Raw genomic sequence first — 22,371 nt, forward strand, 5'->3', positions numbered from 1 at the left:
AGCTGCAAACTCAGCCCGCCGCTACCCGGCCCAGTTGCCACATTTAGCGGTGAGGCTGGCATCTACTGGCAGAGACTACCAGCCCTTAACCACCGCTGAACGGGCGGGGCGTCGCTATTAGTTTGCGCCGCCGGTGCGCTCTTCGATGATCTCCTGAGCCACGGAGGAAGGAACCTCAGCGTAGGAGTCGAAGACCATGGTGAAGTTAGCGCGGCCTGCGGTGGAAGAACGCAGGTCACCGATGTAGCCGAACATCTCAGACAGCGGAACCTTAGCCTTGACGACCTTGGCACCGGAACGGTCTTCCATGGCGAAGACCTGGCCACGACGGGAGGAGATGTCACCGTTAACGGTACCCATGTACTCCTCAGGGGTAACAACCTCAACGGCCATCATTGGCTCCAGCAGAACCGGCTTTGCCTTGGCCATAGCTTCCTTGAATACCTGGGAGCCGGCCAACTTGAAGGCCATCTCGGAGGAGTCAACGTCGTGGTAAGCGCCGTCTTCCAGCGTTGCCTTGATGTTGACCATCGGGAAGCCAGCCAGGTAGCCGTACTGCATTGCATCCTGGATACCAGCATCGACGGAAGGGATGTATTCCTTCGGCACGCGGCCACCGGTCACGGCGTTCTCGAAAGCGTAGGTTGCGGACTCGCCCTCTTCCAAGGTCTCTGGGTCCGGGTTGTACGGCTCGATGGTGCAGATAACCTTTGCGAACTGGCCGGAACCACCGGTCTGCTTCTTGTGGGTGTAGTCGATGGACTCCACCTTGCGGCGAATGGTCTCGCGGTAAGCAACCTGTGGGTTACCGATGTTTGCCTCGACCTTGAATTCGCGCTTCATGCGGTCAACCAGCACGTCGAGGTGGAGCTCGCCCATACCGCCGATGACGGTTTGGCCGGTCTCATCATCCAGCTCAACGGTGAAGGTTGGGTCCTCAGCAGCAAGCTTCTGAATGGCGTTACCTAGCTTCTCCTGGTCGGCCTTGGTCTTCGGCTCGATGGAGACCTTGATAACCGGATCCGGGAAGTCCATGGACTCAAGAATGATCTGATCATTCTTGTCACACAGGGTGTCACCGGTGGTGGTTTCCTTCAGGCCAACAACGGCGTAGATGTTGCCGGCGTCAGCCTGCTCCACCGGGTTCTCCTTGTTGGCGTGCATCTGGAAGAGCTTACCGATGCGCTCCTTCTTGCCCTTGGTGGAGTTCATGACCTCGGTACCAGGGGTGACCTGGCCGGAGTACACGCGCACGAAGTTGAGCTGACCAAAGAACGGGTGAGCTGCAATCTTGAAGGACAGCGCGGAGAAGGAAGACTCAACGGAAGGCTTACGGGTGAGCTGCTGGTCCTCATCGCCCACAGCGTGGCCGATAACCTCGCCCACGTCGAGCGGGTTAGGCAGGAAGTCCACAACAGCGTCCAGCAGCGGCTGGACACCCTTGTTGCGGTAAGCGGTACCGCAGTAAACCGGGTAAATCTCGGAGTTGATGGTCAGCTTGCGGATGCCGGCCTTCAGCTCGTCGATGGAGAGCTCTTCGCCACCGAAGTACTTCTCCATGAGCTCTTCGTCAGACTCTGCAACGGCCTCAACCAGCTGCTCGCGGTACTGCTCAGCCTTTTCCTTGAGGTCCTCAGGGATCTCCTCGTAGGTTGGCTCAGCACCGGTCTCGACCTTGCCGCGCCAGGTGATGGCCTGCATGTTCAGCAGGTCAACGACGCCGTCGAAGTCATCCTCAGCGCCGATAGGCAGCTGCATAACGAGCGGCTTAGCGCCCAGGCGCTCAACGATCGTGTCAACGGTGTAGTAGAAGTCTGCGCCCAGCTTGTCCATCTTGTTGACGAAGCAGATACGCGGAACGTCGTACTTAGCAGCCTGGCGCCACACCTGCTCGGACTGTGGCTCCACGCCTTCCTTACCGTCGAAGACGGCGACGGCGCCATCGAGGACACGCAGGGAGCGCTCAACCTCAACGGTGAAGTCAACGTGACCCGGGGTGTCAATGATGTTGATCTGGTTGTTGTTCCAGAAACAGGTCACGGCAGCGGAGGTAATGGTGATGCCGCGTTCCTTCTCCTGTGCCATCCAGTCAGTGGTGGATGCACCGTCGTGGGTCTCGCCCACCTTACGGTTGATACCGGTGTAGAAGAGAATACGCTCGGTAGTGGTCGTCTTACCAGCATCGATGTGGGCCATGATGCCAATGTTGCGGACCTTGTTCAGATCCTTGAGCACTTCTTGTGCCACGTTTATACCCCAACTTAATAGTCGTCGACGCCGTGACCAGAAACCTGGCTAAGACGCCTGCATGGATAAGTTCTTGAAAAGTTTGCCATTGAGTGGCCGTGCTAGGTGCCTAGCGGCTCCTAGACTTCCATCGCTTCAGTGTACTGGACACCAAGCGGATGCGCTGGACTAGACCAGCTGTGCTGGACTAAATCACACCCCATGCCACCAAAATGGCCTAAGCAAGAGATATGAAGTTTTATGTCGCCGCCGGGAAACCCGGAAATCAGCGCGAAACTCGTTTCTCGTTGCTTAGGCCATTGATGAAGGTGCTGAAAATTACCAGCGGTAGTGAGCAAAGGCGCGGTTAGCCTCAGCCATCTTGTGGGTATCCTCACGGCGCTTCACGGAAGCACCGAGGCCGTTGGAAGCATCCAGGATCTCGTTGGAGAGACGCTCGATCATGGAGTTCTCACGACGCTGGCGGGTGAAGGTCACCATCCAGCGCAGTGCCAAGGTGTTGGCACGGTCCGGACGAACCTCAACTGGCACCTGGTAGGTAGCGCCACCCACACGGCGGGAGCGAACCTCGAGGTCTGGGCGGATGTTGCCCAGGGCCTTTTCCAGGGTGCCAACCGGGTCGGTGCCGGTCTTCTCACGGCAAGCCTCAAGCGCGCCGTAGACGATGCGCTCTGCGGTGGACTTCTTGCCGTCCTGGAGGATCTTGTTGACGAGCATGGTTACCTGCTCGGAGTTGTATACCGGGTCCTTTACTACAGGACGCTTCGGAGCAGCATTCTTACGCATTGTTTATTACTGTCCCTTCTTTGCGCCGTAACGGGAACGAGCCTGCTTACGGTCCTTGACGCCCTGGGCATCCAGGGAGCCGCGGATGATCTTGTAACGAACACCTGGAAGGTCCTTCACACGGCCGCCGCGAACGAGGACCATGGAGTGCTCCTGCAGGTTGTGGCCCTCACCTGGGATGTAGGCCGAAACCTCGATGCCGCTGGTAAGGCGCACACGAGCAACCTTACGGAGAGCGGAGTTCGGCTTCTTCGGGGTGGTGGTGTACACACGGGTGCACACGCCACGACGCTGCGGGGAACCCTTCAGCGCAGCGGTGGATACCTCTTTGCGCTTGGTCTGGCGGCCCTTGCGGACCAGCTGTTGAATAGTTGGCATTAAACAGTCTTTCTGTCGAATTGCACCACTTCTTAAGAAGGGAACCAAACATGCAAAAATGGGCGCTCTTTCCCGGGGCGCTTCCGCATGTCCAGAACTCTTCCCAAGGCGGGCGCCTTGTTAAGGATCAGACTTTTCACCATGTTCTTTGCGCGCCATATTCACACAGGGTGCGCAGTACATAGTGAACTGGAGATAAGACTAGCAAAGCCAGCGCTATGAACACAAAACAGGGAATGCACCCTGCCAGCAGCGCGGGCGGGCTACTCCCACTCCCATGACAAGTCCGGCTCTGCAGCCTTGTCAGAAAAGTAAGATTTCTCCTGCTCTTCCCAGGTAGTAAACCATTTCTCGTAGGCCGGCTCACGCGCAATCGCACGCTCATAGCGCTGCTCGCGGGGGCCATCGATGCGCACGGCCACCACCGCGCCCCGCTTTTTCGCCGCCGCTATATTTTCTGCGGTTACGGAGCCGACGCCTTCAACAATGAGGTCATCGCGCACATCGAGGCTTGCCCAGTCCCCGGGGCAATTTGCTTCCCAATCCCAGCGCCAATATCCGGGATTCATGGTGCGCAAGACCTGCTCGCCCACCATCTCGGATCCCTTCTCCAAGCCATGCCAACCGGGATAGAATTCATCGAGGTGAACTACCCGCCAGTTGGTGCGATCTGCCAAGGCGGCGGAGGTCCAGGTTTTGCCGGAGCCAGAGGGGCCATCGATAAGCACCGTGACGGGTTTAAACGCACGCTTTCGCGAAGCTGCTAGCTTAACGATGTCCTCCAAGAGGCGCTCTTGTTCGGCATCAATGTCCATAGTGCTTGAATCACTGCTTTCGCGGATTAAAGGCCAAAGAATTTCCAGGCCCCAGTAAGTACCGAAGTTACCACCGGTACACAAGCAAGGGCGAGGCCGCAGGCCATAACCCACCCATCACGGGCATGCAACCTGGATTCTCGGGCCCAGGTCCGCTCCCCTCCTCCGGGTGGGGTGCGGCCAAAGCCGCGCGCTTCCATCGCCGTTGCGAGCTTGCCGCCGCGGCGCAAAGCAATCACCAACAGGCCAAAGGACATCGTGAGCAGGTGCTTGAAGCGCCCCTCATCCGTAAGCCCACGAGCCCTGCGCGCCATGCCGAGCGATTGCCAATCCAATTTCAAGAGCGTCATCATGCGCACGCCCGCCACGGCCCCGATGACGAAGCGGGAGGGAAGGCGGAGGATCTGCGAGAGGGCATCGCCAAGCTCGGTGGGATCGATATCGCGTGCGAGCACCACCGTTGGTAGCGCGACCGCCAGCACACGCAGCGTGATCGCGATGGCCAAGGTGACCGAATTTTCCGTCACCGTAATAAGCCACCAGCTGAAGTACTCCTCTCCCCCGGGGGCGCCATAGAGCAGCATGGAAATGCCCGAAAGCGGGGCGATGAGGAATAAGAACCAGCCGGCCTTCCACAACCGCACCCAGGACACGCCGCACAGCGGCGCCAAGATGAGCGTCAGGCTTAGCGATATCGCCGCCGATACCCAGTCAATGGAGGCAAGCAGCGGCGTGACCCAGACGAACATCAAGAAGATGCGGGTCAACGGGTTTACATCGCGCAAAAGATTAGGCACCGCGCACCTCCACCTGGTGGTCACCCAAGGCCGCCATGAATTGTGGGTCATGGGTAATGGAGGCGATGGTGGTGCCGTCATCGGCCAATTGGCGCAACAGCCCCACCAATTCCATGAAGGTGCCGGGATCCTGGCCAAAGGTCGGCTCGTCCAAAAGCAGTACCTCCGGCGCGGTCACCAGCGCCGTTGCTACCGAAAGCCGGCGCTTTTCGCCGCCGGATAGCGTGAACGGATTGGCCTTTAGCAGGTGTCCCAAGCGCAACGATTCCACCAGTTGCGCGATGCGCTCTTCTGGGGGATCGACGCGCATGACCTTGGGCGCGACCCGCAATTCTTCTTCCACGGTGCGGGAGACAAATTGGTGTTCCGGATTTTGGAATACAAAACCAATGCGGTCAGCCAATTCGCGGGATTTCCACCGAGCAGGCGGGCCTTTCACGCCGCGGCGGATGAAATCAGCAACCCCGATTTCCCCGGAATCGGCCGGCAACAGGCCGGCCATGGTCATCAGCCAGGTGGATTTTCCCACCCCATTGCGGCCGGTGATGACGGTCGACGCACCCGCCGGCAGTGAGATGGATCGCGGCGGCCCATAGCGGGTTACCAAATCCTTGCTCCACAGCGCTGCAGTGGACTCTTCGAGTGCATCGCTTCCCAGCGACCGCGCCTGCGGCAGGCCAGTAACCTGGCGCTTGCGAGCGACGTCAGCAAAGGGGCCATCGGAAATAATGCGCCCATCCTTTAGCTCTACCGCGCGGTCCAGCACGCTTTCCCACGCTGCATGCTGATGCTCGACTACCACCAAGGTGGCACCGGTGTGCTCCACCAGCTTGCCGACGGCCCGCACCACGTCCCGCGCGCCTTCCGGATCCAGGTTGGCGGTGGGCTCGTCCAATAGGACCACGCCCGCGCCCATGGCGATGACCCCGGCCAGTGCCAGGCGTTGCTTCTGCCCGCCGGAGAGGTGCTCGGTGGGAAAATCCAGGTCCACATATGGGCCTACCAACTCTTGGGCTTGGCGCACCCTGCGCCAGATCTCCTCGCGCGGATATGCCAGGTTCTCGCAGCCAAAGGCGATATCATCGCCCACGCGCGCGGAGATAACCTGCGAATCCGGATCCTGCAGAACCAACCCCACCGGGATGGTCCGGCCCGGTTCTTCGACCGTGCCGGCAGAATCCTCCAAGGTGATCTCGCCGGAGCGCGTGCCTTCTTCATCGGAGCCCAAGACGCCGGCGATCGCCGCCAAAAGCGTGGACTTTCCGGAGCCGGAATCCCCGCACAGCAAGACCTTCTCACCGGGTTCGATGACAAGGTCTATGTCCTGCAGCGCCGGTTGGGAACGCCCAGCGTGGGTCCAGCCGTAGCCGCGGGCCGCGATTTTTGTGGCGTTTCCTGCTAAGCGTGAAAAATCAGTCACGGCAGTCTAGGCCCTAAACGCGCTGTTCGCGGCCTACTGCAAAGCGGTCAAGGGCACCAGTCTTAGCCAATGCCTTCACTAGGTAGAAGCCCAGGGCGCCGGCCAAGATGGCACCGGAAATGGTCAGGGTAACCAAGTAGATCATATTGAACTCGAAGGACTTGGCGAGGTTACCGGAGGTAAACAGCTCTAGAACAAAGGCGCCCCAGCCTGCTGCCATACCGGCCAGGATGGTCACGCCAAGGTTGAACTGGCGGTACATGAAGATGGCGAAGATGATCTCCACGCCAATGCCCTGTGCCAGGCCCGAGTACAGGGTGCTAATACCCCACTGCGAGCCCAAGACGGCCGACACCGTGGCGGCAAGGACCTCCACGTACACCGCCGCACCCGGCTTACGGATGACCAATCCACCCAGGATGCCGCCCAACAGCCAAATGCCCGTGGCCAAACCGCCAAGCCCCGGCGTGAGCGCATCCATGGCCTCATACCAGGCATAGCCCACGGCATTCCAGCTCAAGAATACGAAGCCACAGGCAACACCCAAGACGGATGCCACCACAATATCCACCACGCGCCAGTTCAGGTTGCGCTTTGGCGCTGCGGACGCAGCTGCATTAGTAGTCATTATTTCCTCCCTCTCGCCGGAATTACCCGGATCAGGTTCAACGGTTCACCGCGTCATATCGCAGTATCTCAGCCTTCATTTCTGCGCCGGTGCGGCCTGTGCGCCCGCGGGCCCACAGATTCTGAAAGCTCCCGTGTATTGCTTTAAATCAAGTAGTCCAGGGCCCACGTTTTACTTATCTGGGCCACAGGCTTTACTCATACTAGCAGGCACGCATACGGGTTCTCACAACCAATTCGGCGGCCGAATTGGGCTCCCAGTAACGGGAAACCTATACACAATCCATCAGACGCTCTCAAAACGAAAGGGCCCCGTCCGATGCTTCGGTTTGTAACCGGTGTTCGAACGTGGCCCTTCCTACTGGAGTGAATTAAGATCCTAGGTGGCTATATCACTCTCTCCATTCCGAGAATAGACCAAAAAGCACACTATGACAAGATCACCTAATCCGCTATGCCGAGGAAGACGAAGCAATGCACGGATCCAGACATGAACAGCATGTACTACAGACGTTGGGAGAACAGCGCATTGAAAAATATTTAACCCAAATGGGAAATCATGCTGGTCGAGCCCTCACGCTTTATAGGTGGGACCTTCAACTATCTGCGGCGCTTTGGAACTTATTATCCGTTTTTGAGATTGTCCTCAGAAACAAGATTTGCAAAGCGATCGATGAATGGAGCGATGAGCAGGAGCCTCAAAGCAATAAAAATTGGATTGAACATCCCACTTGCAATGTATCCTTCCCTCACTCCAAAGTCAGCCAACAAATTGCAAACAGAGCCCTAGGAAAAGCCAGGAATGCTAAAGGGATTCGCGACAACGGAACTGGGATCGTCGAAGGAACTCATCCGCGAAAAGGTCAACCCATTAACCGTAATGACATTATTGCCCAAGTCACCTTAACTCAATGGAAGGAAGCTTTCTTCTACCGAGAACCGACAATTCGCCCCGATGGCACCCGCAAGTATTACCCTAACGAGACCACCTATACGAATCTCAAGTCCGTGTACAAAGAGATAACTAGCCGGGCGCTGTCATCGGGTCCTAAGACTATTTCCCCTGATCGAGCCAGTTTTATCATGCATCACGCCGTTTTGCTTAGAAATAGAATTAGCCACCAAGAGTCACTGATCGATATCGATTGCAGCATCTACCGGAAGGAAATTTTTGAATTACTTAATTGCTTGGATCCTAGCGTTCTTCAATATTTTTCGGCGAGCGATCCCCTTCCGGAAATTCTGAAAAACGATCCTCGTTCAAAGTGACGTTAAATTGTATCCCAATTCAAAGCCCATATTTGAAAATTAAAATATTTATAGGCCATCTGCGTTAATAGAGAAATATCCTGAAATAGCCCCCGCTTACCGTGTGCACGGAAGCGGGGGCTCTGACTGGACGCGGTGCCGAGGGGCACGCGCTCTAGGACTTAGAAGGTGAAGTCCTCATCCAGCGGAACGGAAGCGCCGGTGAATTCACCGAAGCCGTCATCACCGTAGATGGAATCGCCGTAAGTCGGAATCGAGTAAGCGGCGTTGCGCGCAGCCTCGGTCGGCTTGACGGAGATATTGCGGTAACGGGAGATACCGGTACCGGCCGGGATCAGCTTACCGATGATGACGTTTTCCTTGAGGCCGATGAGCTTATCGGAGCGCTTGTTAATGGCGGCATCGGTAAGCACACGCGTGGTCTCCTGGAACGAAGCAGCGGACAGCCAAGACTCGGTAGCCAAGGAGGCCTTGGTAATACCCATGATCTCCGAGCGCAGCTGCGCCGGCTCGCCGCCTTCTGCAACCTGTGCAGCGTTCATCTGCTTGGCCTCAGAAAGGTCGATCAGGTTGCCCGGCAGCAGCTCCGTGGTACCGGCGTCGATGACGGTACCGCGGCGCAGCATCTGGCGGATGATGATCTCGATGTGCTTGTCGTGGATGGCCACACCCTGGGTGCGGTACACGGCCTGCACCTCGTTGATGAGGTGCTGCTCCACACCGCGACGACCCAGAACCTCGAGCACGTCGTGCGGGTCAGCCGCACCACGCATCAAGCGGTCACCGGTCTCAACGTGGTCGCCGTCCTTCAAGGAACGCTCGATCATCGCATCCGGGTTGGACTCCATCGGGCGACGCACCTGGGCCAGGCCCTGGCGCTTGGAGAGCTTCTCGTAAACCACGTCATCAGAACCGTCATCCGGGGTGATGGTCATGGTCCAGAAGTTACCCTCATCGGACAGGGACACGGTGCCGTCCACGGAGGCAATCGGTGCGCGGTTCTTCGGGTTACGGGCCTCGAAGAGCTCCTGAACACGCGGCAGACCACCGGTAATGTCGCCACCGACACCACCCTGGTGGAAGGTACGCATGGTCAGCTGGGTACCAGGCTCACCAATGGACTGTGCAGCCACGATGCCGACGGCCTCGCCGATGTCAACCAACTGGCCGGACGCCATGGACTTGCCGTAGCACTTCGCACAGACACCGGCCGGGGTCTGGCAGGTCAGCACGGAGCGGACCTTGACGTCGGTGACCTTGGCATCGAGAAGCTTCTGCGTGAGCTCCTCGGTCAGGTCTGCACCGGCCTCTGCAACGACCTCGCCGTTCTCGTCCTTGACGTCCGTAGCAAGCACGCGACCGGAAGCGGAGGTTTCCCACAGCTCGGAGAGTACGACCTTGTCGCCGGAGACCTCGCCGATAGGAACGCGCACGCCCTGGCGGGTGCCACAGTCCTCTTCGCGGACGATGACGTCCTGGGCGACGTCCACCAGACGACGGGTGAGGTAACCGGAGTCAGCGGTACGCAGTGCGGTATCGGCCAGACCCTTACGGGAACCGTGGGAGTTGTTGAAGTACTCCAGCACGGACAGGCCTTCGCGGAAGGAGGTCTTAATCGGGCGGGTGATGTAATCACCGTGCGAGTTCACAACCATGCCCTTCATACCGGCCAGCGTCCAGATCTGACGCATGTTACCGGCAGCACCCGACTTCACAATCATCGGAATTGGGTTGTAATCCGGGTAGATGCTCTCGACAGCCTCACCGACGGTATCGGTAGCGTCCTTCCACAGCTCCACCAGGCGGTCATAACGCTCGCGCTCCGTAAGCGCACCCTGCTCCCAGTACTTACGCTCGATGCGCTCTGCTTCCTTCTCATAAGACTCGAGGATCTCGGTCTTATTCGGCAGCACGAGCACGTCAGACATCGTAATGGTCACACCGGAACGGGTTGCCCAGTAGAAGCCAGCGTCCTTCATGTTGTCCAGAACCTGGGCCACGGTGATCATTGGGTACTTGGTGGCCAAGTCATTGACCACGTCACCAATGAGCACCTTGCCATCGGTGCCGCCGCCCTTGCGGACCATGATGCCCTCAAGGTACGGGTAGTTCCACGGCAGCAGCTCGTTGAACATGATGCGGCCGATGGTGGTGTAGCCCAACCATGCCTGGCCCTTGGACCAGCCATCAGGGAAGAGCTCTGCCTCGATGTCCTCTGGCGGGCGCAGGTGATCGATGCGAACCTTGATCGGTGCCTGCAGACCAACGGTGCCACGGTCATAAGCCATCAGGGCCTCAGCGTAAGAGGAGTACACACCGGTTGCCGGGTAGTCCTCGCCAGCCTCGCGGTAGCGACCATTGCCGCCGATCTCGTCCTCTGCCTTGTCCATGGTGAGGTAGTACAAGCCGGTCACCATATCCAGACGCGGCATAGCCAGTGGCTTACCGGATGCCGGAGACAGAATGTTGTTGGAAGCCAGCATCAGCACGCGAGCTTCCGCCTGTGCTTCTGCAGACAGCGGCAGGTGAACTGCCATCTGGTCACCGTCGAAGTCGGCGTTGAAGGCCTCACAGGCCAGCGGGTGCAGCTGAATAGCCTTACCCTCAACCAGCTTCGGCTCGAAGGCCTGAATGCCCAGGCGGTGCAGCGTAGGCGCACGGTTGAGCATCACAGGGTGCTCAGAAATGGCCTGCTCCAGCACGTCCCACACCTCTGGGCGCTGGCGCTCCACCATGCGCTTTGCAGACTTGATGTTCTGGGCGTAGTCGTTTTCGACCAAGCGCTTCATAACGAAGGGCTTGAACAGCTCGAGTGCCATCAGCTTCGGCAGACCACACTCGTGCAGCTTGAGCTGCGGACCGACGATAATAACGGAACGACCGGAGTAGTCCACGCGCTTACCCAGCAGGTTCTGGCGGAAACGACCCTGCTTACCCTTCAGCAAGTCAGACAAGGACTTCAACGGGCGGTTACCCGGGCCGGTAACCGGACGGCCACGGCGGCCGTTATCGAAGAGCGCGTCCACAGACTCCTGCAGCATGCGCTTCTCGTTATTCACGATGATCTCTGGTGCACCCAGGTCGATCATGCGCTTTAGGCGGTTATTGCGGTTGATAACGCGGCGGTACAGGTCATTCAGGTCCGAGGTGGCGAAGCGGCCACCGTCCAGCTGCACCATCGGGCGCAGCTCAGGCGGGATAACCGGAATAGCGTCCAGCACCATGCCTGCCGGGTCATTGCCAGAGTTCAGGAATGCGGCAACAACCTTGAGGCGCTTAAGCGCGCGCATCTTCTTCTGGCCCTTGCCGTTGTTGATGATCTCACGCAGCTCCTCGGCCTCTGCCTCGAGGTCGAAGTTACGGACCAAGGTCTGGATGGATTCTGCACCCATGCCGCCAGTGAAGTAATCCTCGTAGCGGTCAACCAGCTCTTCGTAGATGGTCTCATCGATGACCATCTGCTTCGGAGCAAGCTTCAGGAAGGTGTTCCAGATTTCATCCAGGCGTGCGACCTCGCGCTCGCCGCGCTCACGGATGTGCTGCATTTCCTTATCGGCAGCGTTCTGTACCTTCTTGCGGGCATCGGCACGCGCACCGGCTGCCTCCAGCTCTGCCAAGTCGGACTCGAGCTTGGAAGCGCGCTCTGCGATCTCGGACTCGGTATCGTCCTCAACGTCCTTCTTTTCCAGCAGCATTTCTGCTTCCAGAGTGGACTGATCGTTGTGGCGAGCCTCTTCATCAACGGAGGTGATGATGTTGGCGGCGAAGTAGATGATGCGCTCAAGGTCCTTCGGAGCCAGGTCCAGCAGGTAGCCCAGACGGGAAGGAACGCCCTTGAAGTACCAGATGTGGGTTACCGGAGCGGCCAGCTCAATGTGGCCCATGCGCTCACGGCGCACCTTGGACTTGGTGACCTCTACGCCGCAACGCTCACAGATGATGCCCTTGTAACGGACGCGCTTGTACTTACCACAAGCACACTCCCAGTCACGGGTAGGTCCGAAAATGCGCTCGCAGAACAAGCCGTCCTTTTCCGGCTTCAGCGTGCGGTAGTTAATGGTCTCGGGCTTTTTAACCTCGCCCTTAGACCAGCGACGGATATCGTCAGCAGTGGCCAGACCGATGCGGAGCTCGTCGAAGAGATTTACGTCAAACACGTAATGTCTCCCTTTCATCCTCGTCATATGAGGAATTGATGGCTTTTAATGAATTAATCTTTATTGCCCGCCTGCGGCGGCCCCGGTGGTAAACACCGGAACCGTGCATTCCGCAGTGGACCGAGAATCTATTTAGGCGATGTCAGCGGAAGAGCCCTCATCGCGGGACAAGTTGATGCCAAGCGATGGGCTATCCATGTCATCGTCATCAGAGCCAGACAGCTCCATCGGCGTGCCGTCAGTGGAAAGAACTTCCACGTTCAGGCACAGGGACTGCAGCTCCTTGAGCAACACCTTGAAGGACTCAGGGATGCCCGGATCTGGAATGTTGTCGCCCTTCACGATGGCCTCGTAGACCTTCACGCGGCCTACCACGTCATCGGACTTGATGGTCAGCAGCTCCTGCAGGGTGTAGGCAGCGCCATAAGCCTGCATTGCCCACACCTCCATCTCGCCGAAGCGCTGGCCACCGAACTGAGCCTTACCACCCAGTGGCTGCTGGGTAATCATGGAGTAAGGACCAGTGGAACGAGCGTGAATCTTTTCGTCGACCAGGTGGTGCAGCTTGAGCATGTACATGAAGCCCACGGAGATGGGGTACTTGTACGGCTCGCCCGAGCGGCCATCGAAAAGCGTGGCCTTGCCGTGCTCGTTGACCAGTACGTCGCCGTCGCGGTTCGGGCGGGACGATGCCAACAGGCGCTCGATCTCGTGGTTGGTAGCACCGTCGAAGACCGGGGTGGCGGTCAGGGAGTCCGCAGGGACATCGTAAAGCTCTTCTGGCAAGGTCTTGAGGAGCTCGGCGTTAGCCGGATCCTCGGTGTCGACCTTCCAACCAGCATGAGCCAACCAGCCCAAGTGCAGCTCAAGAACCTGGCCGATGTTCATACGACGCGGCACACCGTGGGTGTTCAGCAGGATGTCCACCGGGGTGCCGTCCTCCATGAACGGCATATCCTCTGGCGGCAGGATCTTTCCCACAACACCCTTGTTGCCGTGGCGGCCGGCCATCTTATCGCCGTCCTGGATCTTGCGCTTTTGTGCCACGTACACGCGGATCATCTCGTTGACGCCAGGTGCCAGGTCGTCGTCATCATCGCGGGAGAAGCGGGCAACGCCAATAACCTTGCCCACCTCACCGTGCGGAACCTTCATGGAGGTATCGCGCACCTCGCGGGCCTTCTCACCGAAGATGGCGCGCAGCAGGCGCTCTTCCGGAGTCAGCTCGGTCTCACCCTTCGGGGTAACCTTACCCACCAGGATATCGCCGGCACGAACGTCAGCACCGATGCGGATGATGCCGCGCTCATCGAGGTCGCTCAAGACGTCCTCGGAGACGTTTGGAATCTCGCGGGTGATTTCCTCAGCGCCCAGCTTGGTGTCACGAGCGTCGATCTCGTGCTCCTCGATGTGGACGGAGGTCAGGATGTCCTCTTCCACGATGCGCTGGTTGAGGATGATGGCGTCCTCGTAGTTGTGGCCTTCCCACGGCATGAACGCAACCAGCAGGTTGCGACCAAGCGACATCTCACCATTGTGGGTACCCGGGCCATCGGCCAAAACCTGGCCGGCCTCTACGCGCTGCCCCATGGAAACCAGCGGGGTCTGGTTGTAGTTGGTGCCTTGGTTGGTGCGCTCGAACTTGCGCAGGATGTAGGTATCGCGCTGGCCCTCATCGTCCATGATGGTGATGACGTCGGCGGTGACGTTTTCAACCACACCGGCCTTTGGCGTGATGACGACGTCACCAGCGTCATAGGCAGCGCGCTGCTCCATACCGGTACCCACCAGTGGGGCCTCGGAACGAACCAGCGGAACCGCCTGCTTCTGCATGTTCGCACCCATCAAGGCACGGTTAGCATCGTCGTGCTCCAAGAACGGAATCATGGCGGTACCAACGGAGACCATCTGACGCGGGGAAACGTCAACGTAGTCCACACCGGAGGCATCGGTCACTCCGATGTCACCCTCCTTCAGGCGGACCTCGATGCGCTCGCCAATCAAACGGCCTTCCTCGTCCTGCTCGACCTCGGCCTGAGCAATGGCGAAGCGGTCCTCCTCATCAGCGGTGAGGTACTCCACCTGGTCCGTAATCTTGCCGTCAACGACCTTGCGGTACGGGGTCTCGATGAAGCCGAAGGGGTTCACGCGGGCGTAGGACGCCAGCGCACCAATCAGACCAATGTTTGGACCCTCAGGGGTCTCAATCGGGCACATGCGGCCGTAGTGCGAAGCGTGCACGTCTCGCACCTCGATGCCGGCGCGCTCACGGGACAGACCACCCGGGCCCAGCGCGGATAGGCGGCGCTTGTGGGTCAGGCCAGACAGGGAGTTGTTGTGGTCCATGAACTGCGAGAGCTGCGAGGTACCAAAGAACTCGCGGATAGCAGCGGAGACCGGGCGCACGTTAATCAGGGACGTCGGCGTGATGGACTCGGCATCCTGAGTGGTCATGCGCTCACGCACGACGCGCTCCATGCGGGACAGGCCCACGCGAACCTGGTTCTGGATGAGCTCACCTACGGTACGCAGACGACGGTTACCAAAGTGGTCGATGTCGTCGGTGTTCAGCGAAATCATCTCGCCGTTTGGCGCCTTCATCTCGCGCTCGCCAACGTGCAGGCGTACCAAGTACTCCAGGGTGACGGCGATGTCTTCTTCAGTCAGGGTCATCAGACCGTCGTGGTCGCCGCCAAGGCCCAGCTTACGGTTGGCCTTGTAACGGCCAACCTTCGCAAGGTCATAGCGCTTAGCGCGGAAGAAGGAGTTATCCAACAAGGACTGCGCCAACTCGCGGGTAGGCTGCTCGCCTGGGCGCTGCTTGCGGTAGATCTCCAGCAGCGCTTCATCGGTATTGGATACACCGTCAGATTCCAAGGTGGACATCATGAGCTCAGAGAAGCTGAAGCGCTCCTTGATCTGCTCCTCGGTCCAACCCAGAGCCTTCAACAGGACGGTTACCGGCTGACGGCGCTTGCGGTCAATGCGCACGCCGACGGTATCGCGCTTGTCCACGTCGAACTCCAGCCAAGCACCGCGGGAAGGAATAATCTTCACGGAGTGCAGCGGGCGTTCGGTGGACTTATCGATGGAACGGTCGAAGTACACGCCCGGGGAACGCACCAGCTGGGAGACGATGACGCGCTCGGTACCGTTCACGATGAAGGTACCCATATCCGTCATGATCGGGAAATCACCGATGAAGACGGTCTGCGACTTAATCTCTTGGGTGTCGTTATTGATGAACTCTGCGGTCACGTACAGCGGCGCGGAGTAGTTGATGTCCTTTTCTTTACACTCATCGACGGTGTTTTTCACCGGCTCGAAGCGAGGCTCCGACAAGGACAGGGACATATTGCCCGAGTAGTCCTGAATCGGCGAGAGCTCTTCGAGGATATCCTCAAGGCCACTCGTCACGCGTGCGTTATCGCCGCGCTCAGCCTGCTCACGCTCGCGCCATTCCGGCGAGCCGACGAGCCAAGCAAAGGAATCGAGTTGTACGTCAAGGAGGCCCGGCAGGGCGATAGGCTCGCTAATTTTTGCAAACGAGTATCGCTTCGGGGCTCCGGGGATATTGGCCACTGACTTGGTCTGGCGGGAGACTGCCAAGATGGGTCCTTCCAGCACCTCACGCGGATTGCTACTCGCCCTGGCCGACGAGCAACAAAACCGCTGGTAATTTTAGCATTCGGTCTGCTGTGGAGTGTCTGGGTTCAGAATGCACAAAATCACCTTGTCAAGTCGGTTTTGCCATCACCAACCCGAAAGGCTAAATGTGCACCGAAGATCCAGATTCCAGCGCAACGAATTAGTATATAGGAAAAACTCAGGCATGTAAAGACACACCACTCTTAAGGGTTTTCTTTCCGCGCTAGGGGGCAAGCTCTCGCTCGCCGCTGCGCCAGCGCGGCAATAATGTTGCACCGCGTCTATCGGGCCAACCACAAGCACCGTACCACTAAAAACTCATTCGACCGCAACCCGAATCGCGCTTAAGGCTCTTAGCTGGCACTTTCGTTATTCACTTCGCTGGCGTTTTCTTACCTCGCCGCTGCACATGCTTGTTTTTGCGGTCATATATTCCAAGCGCCCCAATAACCCCAATAAAGGTAAGCACGATGCCAATGCCCAGGGCTGTCCAGCGCGCTATTTGCGCCACGTGGTTGCGTGGGAACGATTCCGCTTCCTCCAGCAACACCGCGCGGGATTCCTCTGAAGTGGAGCCATTAAACACAAAGGCTCGCTCGCGCCCTACGCCCTCGCGGTCCGCGTAGTAGTCATCGATGTCCATATCCATGCCCACAACTAGGCCCGTAGCTTGGTCGACGTAGAAGTCTCGGCTGCCCGAGTGCATCAAATAGCCAGGTTCTTGGCCTCCGTCTTCTTTAGGAAAGGAGGTGGTATTGCCATCGGCCGCATAAAGCTGCGCTACGTTCGTTGGTTCGATTTCCTGGTGGTAGCGATACACCGTGCGGCCTTCTATTTCAGTCTCTTCTTCAAAGACCGCGTCCACCGCCTTGCGCAGGGTGGGGTCAAAGACCGGGTAGTTCGTTTTCTCCGCATCCGCTGGGAATTTCAGCCAGTACCCGTCGATGGCCACCTGATCTTCGGGGCTAGCCAAAGTGTGGCTCAGGCTGGCTTCTGCCTCTGCCTCACCACTCAGGCGGTCGATGGGATAGGTCCACACCTGCGCTTGGCTTAAATCGTCGAGACCTTGGCCATCGCCGCGCAGGCGCGTCTCCCCTATGCGCAACGTCGCGGTATCTTCATCCGAAGGTTCTTGGATGCCCGCATTAATCTGGTAGGTCATCGGTCCAGAATAAGGCGAAGTTCCATCCTTATTGACCACTTGGGAATCCGCGGACTCATCTTTGAGGGTCCACGTGGTGTTTTTAAGTTCCAACGGCAACCGCGGCGAGAAATCCAAAAACGCCGGCGCCGCTACTCCGGCGGCCACCAGCGCTACGCCGAGGCCAAGTAAAAGGACGGAAAAGATGCGGGACTTGGGCAGCATGGGGGCTAATTCTACAGCGCTAGCCCCCGAATCCTAGTTTCTACAGGCGGGCCTGAGCGGACTAAACCTAAGATTCCTACGCCGTGTGCTTATCCCACGCGATAATGCCGCTCGTATCCGTCGTGCGGCGAGCGCACCAAAGGTCATATTCTTCTTGCAATCCCAACCAGAATTCGGCGGAATTGCCAAAATACGCCGAAAGACGCAAAGCCATATCCGCGCTCAATCCAATTCGCCCTCGGACAAGCTTCGAAATCTGGGATTTGCTGCTAAAAACGTCCTTAGCCAAGCGATATTGAGTAATACCTAAAGGCGTTAAAAACTCCTCGTTTAATACCTCACCTGGGTGCGGCACAGGAACTATGTCCAGTGCTCCTTCAGACCCATTAGTGGTAATCGATGAAGTCAACATCGATAGCTCCCTTCTCTGTCCACCGGAAAATTATCCTCCACTGTGCATTTACTCGAATCGAATAAAAGCCTTCGAACTGACCTCTAAGCTTTTCCAGGTGATTCGCTGGCGGAACTCTTAAATCAGAAACTGTCGCAGATCGATCAATCATGATCAACTTCCGGCGTAATCCTTTCCGCAATTCAGGAGGTACGTACTTGGGCGATTTACCATTAATGTGAAACAGCTCTAAGCTATCTCTCCTAAATTCCACAATCCTATAGTGTCACACTTTGAAACTTGAGTCTACCGCTGAGACAATCATTATTAGAGTCGTCGCAACGACCCACTAAGCTCAAGGAACCCGCAAAACGGGAGAAACCCCCATCTCCCACCGCGTATAGCGCGGTAAGAGTGGGGGCTTCGAAAGCGTGAAGCTCAGTAAAATTACTTGAGCTCGACGGAAGCGCCAGCCTCTTCCAGCTTGGTCTTAGCCGCCTCAGCGTCGTCCTTGGAAGCGCCTTCGATGATGGCCTTAGGTGCACCCTCAACCATTTCCTTAGCTTCCTTCAGGCCCAGGCCGGAGACGAGCTCGCGGACAGCCTTAATAACGCCAATCTTCTTAGCGCCAGCGTCGGTCAGAACGACGTCGAACTCGGTCTGCTCCTCAGCAGCGGCAGCGCCGCCCTCAGCCGGAGCGCCCGGTGCAGCAGCAGCAACCGGTGCAGCAGCCTCAACGTCGAAGACGTCCTCGAATTCCTTAACGAACTCAGACAGTTCGATGAGGGTCATTTCCTTGAAAGCTTCAATGAGCTCGTCCTTGGTGAGCTTAGCCATGATGGCAAGTCCTTTCTGTGTTGTGTGCTTGTTCCCCGGTGATGAGGTAGCAAGCACGGTGTTTTATGTGTGCGTCTGTTGTGACGACTTAAGCTTCTGCTTCCTTCTTGTCCTGCAGAGCAACAACGGTGCGAACCGCCTTGGTTGCAGGAGCGTTGAAGACAGCGGCTGCCTTCGCCATAGAACCCTTCATAGCGCCAGCCAGCTTTGCGAGGGTGGTCTCGCGGTTGTCCAGCTTGGCGATGGCCTGAACCTGCTCCGCAGACAATGCGTCGCCGTCCATGTAGCCACCCTTGATGACGAGTGCCTTGTTGTCATCAGCAAACTTGGTGATGACCTTCGCAGCATCTACTGCCTCGCCCTTGATGAACGCAATTGCGGTCGGGCCAGTCAGCAAATCATCAAGACCTTCGATGCCAGCTTCGTTGGCAGCGATCTTGAAGAGGGTGTTCTTGGCGACGGAGTAGTCAACGTCAAAGCCCAGGTTGTTACGCAGCTCCTGCAGCTGGGATACGGTCAGGCCGCGGTACTCAGTCAAAACGACGGAGCTAGAATCGGCCAGCTTCTCCTTCAGCTCTGCCAAGTCTGCAGTGTTCTTTGGGTTTGCCATTGTCTCTCGCCTCCTTCCAAAACATCTCTTTTATTTTCCGCCGGGGCCTTCCAAAAAGAAAAGCCCCGTGCAAGAGCACAGGGCGTGCGACATGAGAAATGCCGCGGAATGCGCAAAGTGTCTCCTGCGTGGGCCGCCTCCATGGTGGAGAACTTTCAATCCTTATTGGATGACCAACGGTCTTCGGTGAACTTTGACTCGGCCACAAGGCCGTTCAAAATTCACAAGCGATACTACCGTACTTTCCTCGTATTCCCAAATTGCCCAGCCGCGTAGGCTATCTACTATGACTTCCCTCATGTGGTTTCGCGATGACCTGCGCTTATCCGATAACCAGGCTCTCACCCGCGCAGCGCAAGCCGCCACCGATGATAAAGACGGTTCAAAGCCAGAGTTAGTGGCCATAGTTCTCGATGAGCCCGCCTACCCCGGGACCCGACCACTCGGTGGTGCCAGCAATTGGTGGCGGGAGCGCTCGCTTTATGCCCTTGCGCAGGACCTCGCAACCTGCGGGGTGAAGCTCCTCCGCGCTACCGGGGATGCCCGCGCCGTCATTCCCCGCACCGCCCGGGAGATTGGCGCCGATACCGTCACCTGGACCCGCCGCTACCACGGCCCGCTGCGCGAAGTCGACGCCACAGTAAAAGCAGCGCTCGCAGATTCCGGAATTAACGCCACCTCCTACCCCGGTTTCACCCTCGTGGAGCCATGGAAGGTAACTAATGGCCAGGGCAAGCCTTATAAGGTCTTTACTCCCTTTGGGGCCGCCGCGCGGTCCCAACTCGCTGATGACGAACCGCTGCCCGTGCCGGAATTGCTGTCGCGGCGGGAGATGGGGGCATCGGCAAGCAGCAGCTGGCCCAACCCCAGCGCCGATGAACCGCAGTGGGCTGCGTCGCTCGCCCAGTATTGGACTCCCGGAGAGGCCGGTGCGCGCGAACGCCTAGCCCAGCTCGACTTAACTCACTATGCCAGAGAACGCGATATACCCGCGCACAACGCCACCTCTCTGCTATCGCCGCACCTGCGCTTTGGCGAGGTATCCCCACGCGAAGTTTGGCTGGCCGCCGCCGAGGAACCCGACGCGGAGAAGTTCCACTCCGAGTTGCTGTGGCGCGACTTTGCCTGGCACCGGCTCTACCACCTGCCCGATCTGGCCACCCGCAACGTGCGGCAACAGTTCGACCGCTTCGACTGGTCCTGGGATGACCCGCGGCTGAGGGATTGGCAGGACGGGACGACGGGTATACCGCTTGTCGATGCCGGTATGCGCGAACTCTGGAAAACCGGATACATGCACAATCGCGTGCGCATGGTGGTGGGATCGTTTCTCACCAAGAACCTGGGAATCCATTGGCGCCTAGGCGAGGAATGGTTTTGGGACACCCTGGTGGATGCCGATGCCGCGTCCAACCCATTTAACTGGCAATGGGTGGCCGGCTGCGGCGATGATGCCGCGCCCTTTTTCCGCATCTTCAACCCTGAAACCCAGGCACAGCGCTTCGACCCCGAAGGCGCCTATATCCGCCGCTGGGCTCCCACGCTATCCGCCCCACCCATCGTGGATCTCAGGCAGTCGCGCCAGGCGGCCCTAGATGCCTACGCCGAGGTCAAAGGCGCAGACTAACGCTCAATACCTAGACTTTTCGTTCACACCGCAAGGCCTGTTGAACGATGCAAAAGACCCCAAGGAAAATCCTCGGGGTCTTCATTCACGCGCTATGCGCTATCACCGTCTTAGTCGGTGTAGCCCTTCTGTACGGAGCCGTCCACAGGAATGCCTGGGCCGGAGGTGGTGGAGATGGTGGCGCGCTTGATGTAGATGCCCTTAGCGGAAGCAGGCTTCAGGCGCTGGATCTCATCCATGAGGGCGCCGTAGTTCTCAGCGAGCTTCTCAGCATCGAAGGAAGCCTTACCAAGGATGGCGTGCAGGTTTGCAGCCTTGTCCACGCGGAAGGAGATCTTACCGCCCTTAACCTCGCTAATTGCCTTAGCAACGTCATTGGTCACGGTACCGGTCTTCGGGTTAGGCATCAGACCACGTGGGCCCAAGACGCGGGCGACGCGGCCAACCTTGGCCATTTGGTCCGGGGTAGCGATGGCAACGTCGAAGTCCAGGTTGCCCTCGTTGATCTGCTCGATCAGCTCGGAGGTACCGACGATGTCAGCGCCAGCTTCCTGGGCTGCGGTTGCCTTCTCGCCCTCTGCGAAGACGGCGACGCGAACGTCCTTACCGGTGCCGTTAGGCAGGGACACGGTGCCGCGCACCAGCTGATCAGCCTTGCGTGGGTCAACGCCCAAGCGGAAGACGACGTCAACGGTGGCGTCAAAGTTCTTGGAGGAGGTCTCCTTGGCCAGCTTTGCAGCCTCGATCGGACGGTACAGGCGGGACTTATCTACCAGTTCCGCAGCGGCCTTATAAGCCTTAGACTTGGTGCTCATTTAACAATTCCTTTTCTGGATTGGCGTGGTATTTGGCGGGCCGAAGCTGGCCCTACCACATAAAGTTTTTACTTCTCCGGTGCGCCATCAATGTTAAGGCCCATGGAGCGGGCGGTACCAGCGATGATGTGTGCGCCGGCCTCGATGTCGCGGGCGTTGAGGTCCTCGAACTTGGTCTGTGCAATTTCCTTGCACTGATCCCAGGTGACGGTGCCGACCTTATCGGTGTGCGGGACACCGGAGCCCTTCTGGACGCCTGCGGCCTTCAGCAGCAGTTTGGCTGCCGGCGGGGTCTTCAGCTTGAAGTCGAAGGAGCGGTCTTCGTAGACGGTGATCTCAACAGGAACCACGTTGCCACGCTGGTTCTCGGTAGCGGCGTTATAAGCCTTGCAGAATTCCATGATGTTGACGCCGTGGGCACCCAGTGCCGGGCCAACTGGCGGTGCCGGGTTAGCGGCGCCAGCCTCGATCTGCAGCTTGATGAAGCCAGATACCTTCTTCTTTGGAGCCATCGAATTACCTCTTTCCTGTGGTACCGGACCTGCGTCACGATGAATAACGCGGCCCGTCCGGATGCTCAC

General features: G+C 58.3%; 18 protein-coding genes. 2 read left to right on the plus strand and 16 right to left on the minus strand.

From position 1 onward, the window contains the following. Nucleotides 1-117 precede the first annotated feature (117 nt). The 7 genes from fusA to ABRP86_RS00365 all read right to left on the minus strand — a co-directional run bounded on the left by fusA (nucleotide 118) and on the right by ABRP86_RS00365 (nucleotide 7,071). On the minus strand, nucleotides 118-2,247 hold the full coding sequence (fusA, locus tag ABRP86_RS00335; RefSeq protein WP_023016729.1) for an elongation factor G: 2,130 nt from the start codon (nucleotides 2,245-2,247) through the stop codon (nucleotides 118-120). 318 nt (nucleotides 2,248-2,565) lie between these two features. Beyond that, a complete protein-coding gene (gene rpsG / locus ABRP86_RS00340) occupies nucleotides 2,566-3,033 on the minus strand; it encodes a 30S ribosomal protein S7 (RefSeq protein ID WP_023025169.1) in 468 nt (155 codons plus the stop codon). A 6-nt stretch (nucleotides 3,034-3,039) separates the two neighbouring features. Beyond that, the gene (rpsL, locus tag ABRP86_RS00345) at nucleotides 3,040-3,411 is read right to left on the minus strand and encodes a 30S ribosomal protein S12 (RefSeq protein ID WP_005276879.1); all 372 of its coding nucleotides are present in this window, start codon (nucleotides 3,409-3,411) and stop codon (nucleotides 3,040-3,042) included. Between the two features lie 263 nt (nucleotides 3,412-3,674). Beyond that, nucleotides 3,675-4,226, minus strand: coding sequence for a nucleoside/nucleotide kinase family protein (locus ABRP86_RS00350; protein WP_349862047.1), 552 nt, complete (start codon nucleotides 4,224-4,226; stop codon nucleotides 3,675-3,677). Nucleotides 4,227-4,252: 26 nt separating this feature from the next. After that, nucleotides 4,253-5,023 (minus strand): energy-coupling factor transporter transmembrane component T family protein, encoded by a 771-nt coding sequence (locus tag ABRP86_RS00355; RefSeq protein WP_349862048.1) that lies wholly within the window; start codon nucleotides 5,021-5,023, stop codon nucleotides 4,253-4,255. Further along, nucleotides 5,016-6,443, minus strand: a complete 1,428-nt coding sequence (locus ABRP86_RS00360; RefSeq protein ID WP_349862049.1) for an ABC transporter ATP-binding protein — start codon at nucleotides 6,441-6,443, stop codon at nucleotides 5,016-5,018. The genes ABRP86_RS00355 and ABRP86_RS00360 overlap by 8 nt, the downstream gene beginning before the upstream one ends. Before the next feature lie 13 nt (nucleotides 6,444-6,456). Then, on the minus strand, nucleotides 6,457-7,071 hold the full coding sequence (locus ABRP86_RS00365; RefSeq protein WP_349862050.1) for an ECF transporter S component: 615 nt from the start codon (nucleotides 7,069-7,071) through the stop codon (nucleotides 6,457-6,459). A 512-nt stretch (nucleotides 7,072-7,583) separates the two neighbouring features. Here ABRP86_RS00365 and ABRP86_RS00370 point away from each other — a divergent pair. Then, the gene (locus ABRP86_RS00370) at nucleotides 7,584-8,339 is read left to right on the plus strand and encodes a hypothetical protein (RefSeq protein ID WP_349862051.1); all 756 of its coding nucleotides are present in this window, start codon (nucleotides 7,584-7,586) and stop codon (nucleotides 8,337-8,339) included. 161 nt (nucleotides 8,340-8,500) lie between these two features. On the opposite strand, the gene ABRP86_RS00375 is transcribed toward ABRP86_RS00370, so the two are convergent. The 7 genes from ABRP86_RS00375 to rplJ form a co-directional block, all read right to left on the minus strand. Beyond that, nucleotides 8,501-12,496 carry a DNA-directed RNA polymerase subunit beta' gene (locus ABRP86_RS00375; RefSeq protein WP_349862052.1) on the minus strand — a complete coding sequence of 1,332 codons (3,996 nt, stop codon included), beginning with the start codon at nucleotides 12,494-12,496 and terminating at the stop codon, nucleotides 8,501-8,503. A gap of 132 nt (nucleotides 12,497-12,628) precedes the next feature. After that, nucleotides 12,629-16,123 carry a DNA-directed RNA polymerase subunit beta gene (gene rpoB / locus ABRP86_RS00380; RefSeq protein WP_349862053.1) on the minus strand — a complete coding sequence of 1,165 codons (3,495 nt, stop codon included), beginning with the start codon at nucleotides 16,121-16,123 and terminating at the stop codon, nucleotides 12,629-12,631. Nucleotides 16,124-16,517: 394 nt separating this feature from the next. Beyond that, entirely contained in the window at nucleotides 16,518-17,510 is a 993-nt protein-coding gene (gene pgfA / locus ABRP86_RS00385; RefSeq protein WP_349862054.1) for a cell envelope lipid trafficking protein PgfA, read from the minus strand. Between the two features lie 76 nt (nucleotides 17,511-17,586). After that, on the minus strand, nucleotides 17,587-17,922 hold the full coding sequence (locus ABRP86_RS00390; RefSeq protein ID WP_349862055.1) for a HigA family addiction module antitoxin: 336 nt from the start codon (nucleotides 17,920-17,922) through the stop codon (nucleotides 17,587-17,589). Continuing rightward, nucleotides 17,897-18,175: a type II toxin-antitoxin system RelE/ParE family toxin gene (locus ABRP86_RS00395; RefSeq protein ID WP_084529702.1), complete on the minus strand. Its 279-nt coding sequence runs from the start codon at nucleotides 18,173-18,175 to the stop codon at nucleotides 17,897-17,899. Before ABRP86_RS00395 ends, ABRP86_RS00390 begins: the two co-directional genes overlap by 26 nt. 173 nt (nucleotides 18,176-18,348) lie before the next feature. Then, nucleotides 18,349-18,738 carry a 50S ribosomal protein L7/L12 gene (rplL, locus tag ABRP86_RS00400; RefSeq protein WP_023025160.1) on the minus strand — a complete coding sequence of 130 codons (390 nt, stop codon included), beginning with the start codon at nucleotides 18,736-18,738 and terminating at the stop codon, nucleotides 18,349-18,351. An 88-nt stretch (nucleotides 18,739-18,826) separates the two neighbouring features. Then, on the minus strand, nucleotides 18,827-19,348 hold the full coding sequence (gene rplJ, locus ABRP86_RS00405) for a 50S ribosomal protein L10 (protein ID WP_023025159.1): 522 nt from the start codon (nucleotides 19,346-19,348) through the stop codon (nucleotides 18,827-18,829). A 286-nt stretch (nucleotides 19,349-19,634) separates the two neighbouring features. On the opposite strand from rplJ, the gene ABRP86_RS00410 reads away from it, so the two are divergent. Continuing rightward, on the plus strand, nucleotides 19,635-20,975 hold the full coding sequence (locus ABRP86_RS00410; RefSeq protein ID WP_349862056.1) for a cryptochrome/photolyase family protein: 1,341 nt from the start codon (nucleotides 19,635-19,637) through the stop codon (nucleotides 20,973-20,975). A gap of 110 nt (nucleotides 20,976-21,085) precedes the next feature. On the opposite strand, the gene rplA is transcribed toward ABRP86_RS00410, so the two are convergent. Continuing rightward, entirely contained in the window at nucleotides 21,086-21,790 is a 705-nt protein-coding gene (gene rplA, locus ABRP86_RS00415; RefSeq protein ID WP_023025157.1) for a 50S ribosomal protein L1, read from the minus strand. 68 nt (nucleotides 21,791-21,858) lie between these two features. Continuing rightward, the gene (gene rplK, locus ABRP86_RS00420) at nucleotides 21,859-22,302 is read right to left on the minus strand and encodes a 50S ribosomal protein L11 (RefSeq protein ID WP_023016714.1); all 444 of its coding nucleotides are present in this window, start codon (nucleotides 22,300-22,302) and stop codon (nucleotides 21,859-21,861) included. Nucleotides 22,303-22,371 lie beyond the last annotated feature (69 nt).

The organism is Corynebacterium sp. KPL3927, assembly GCF_040225835.1.
Taxonomy (GTDB): domain Bacteria; phylum Actinomycetota; class Actinomycetes; order Mycobacteriales; family Mycobacteriaceae; genus Corynebacterium.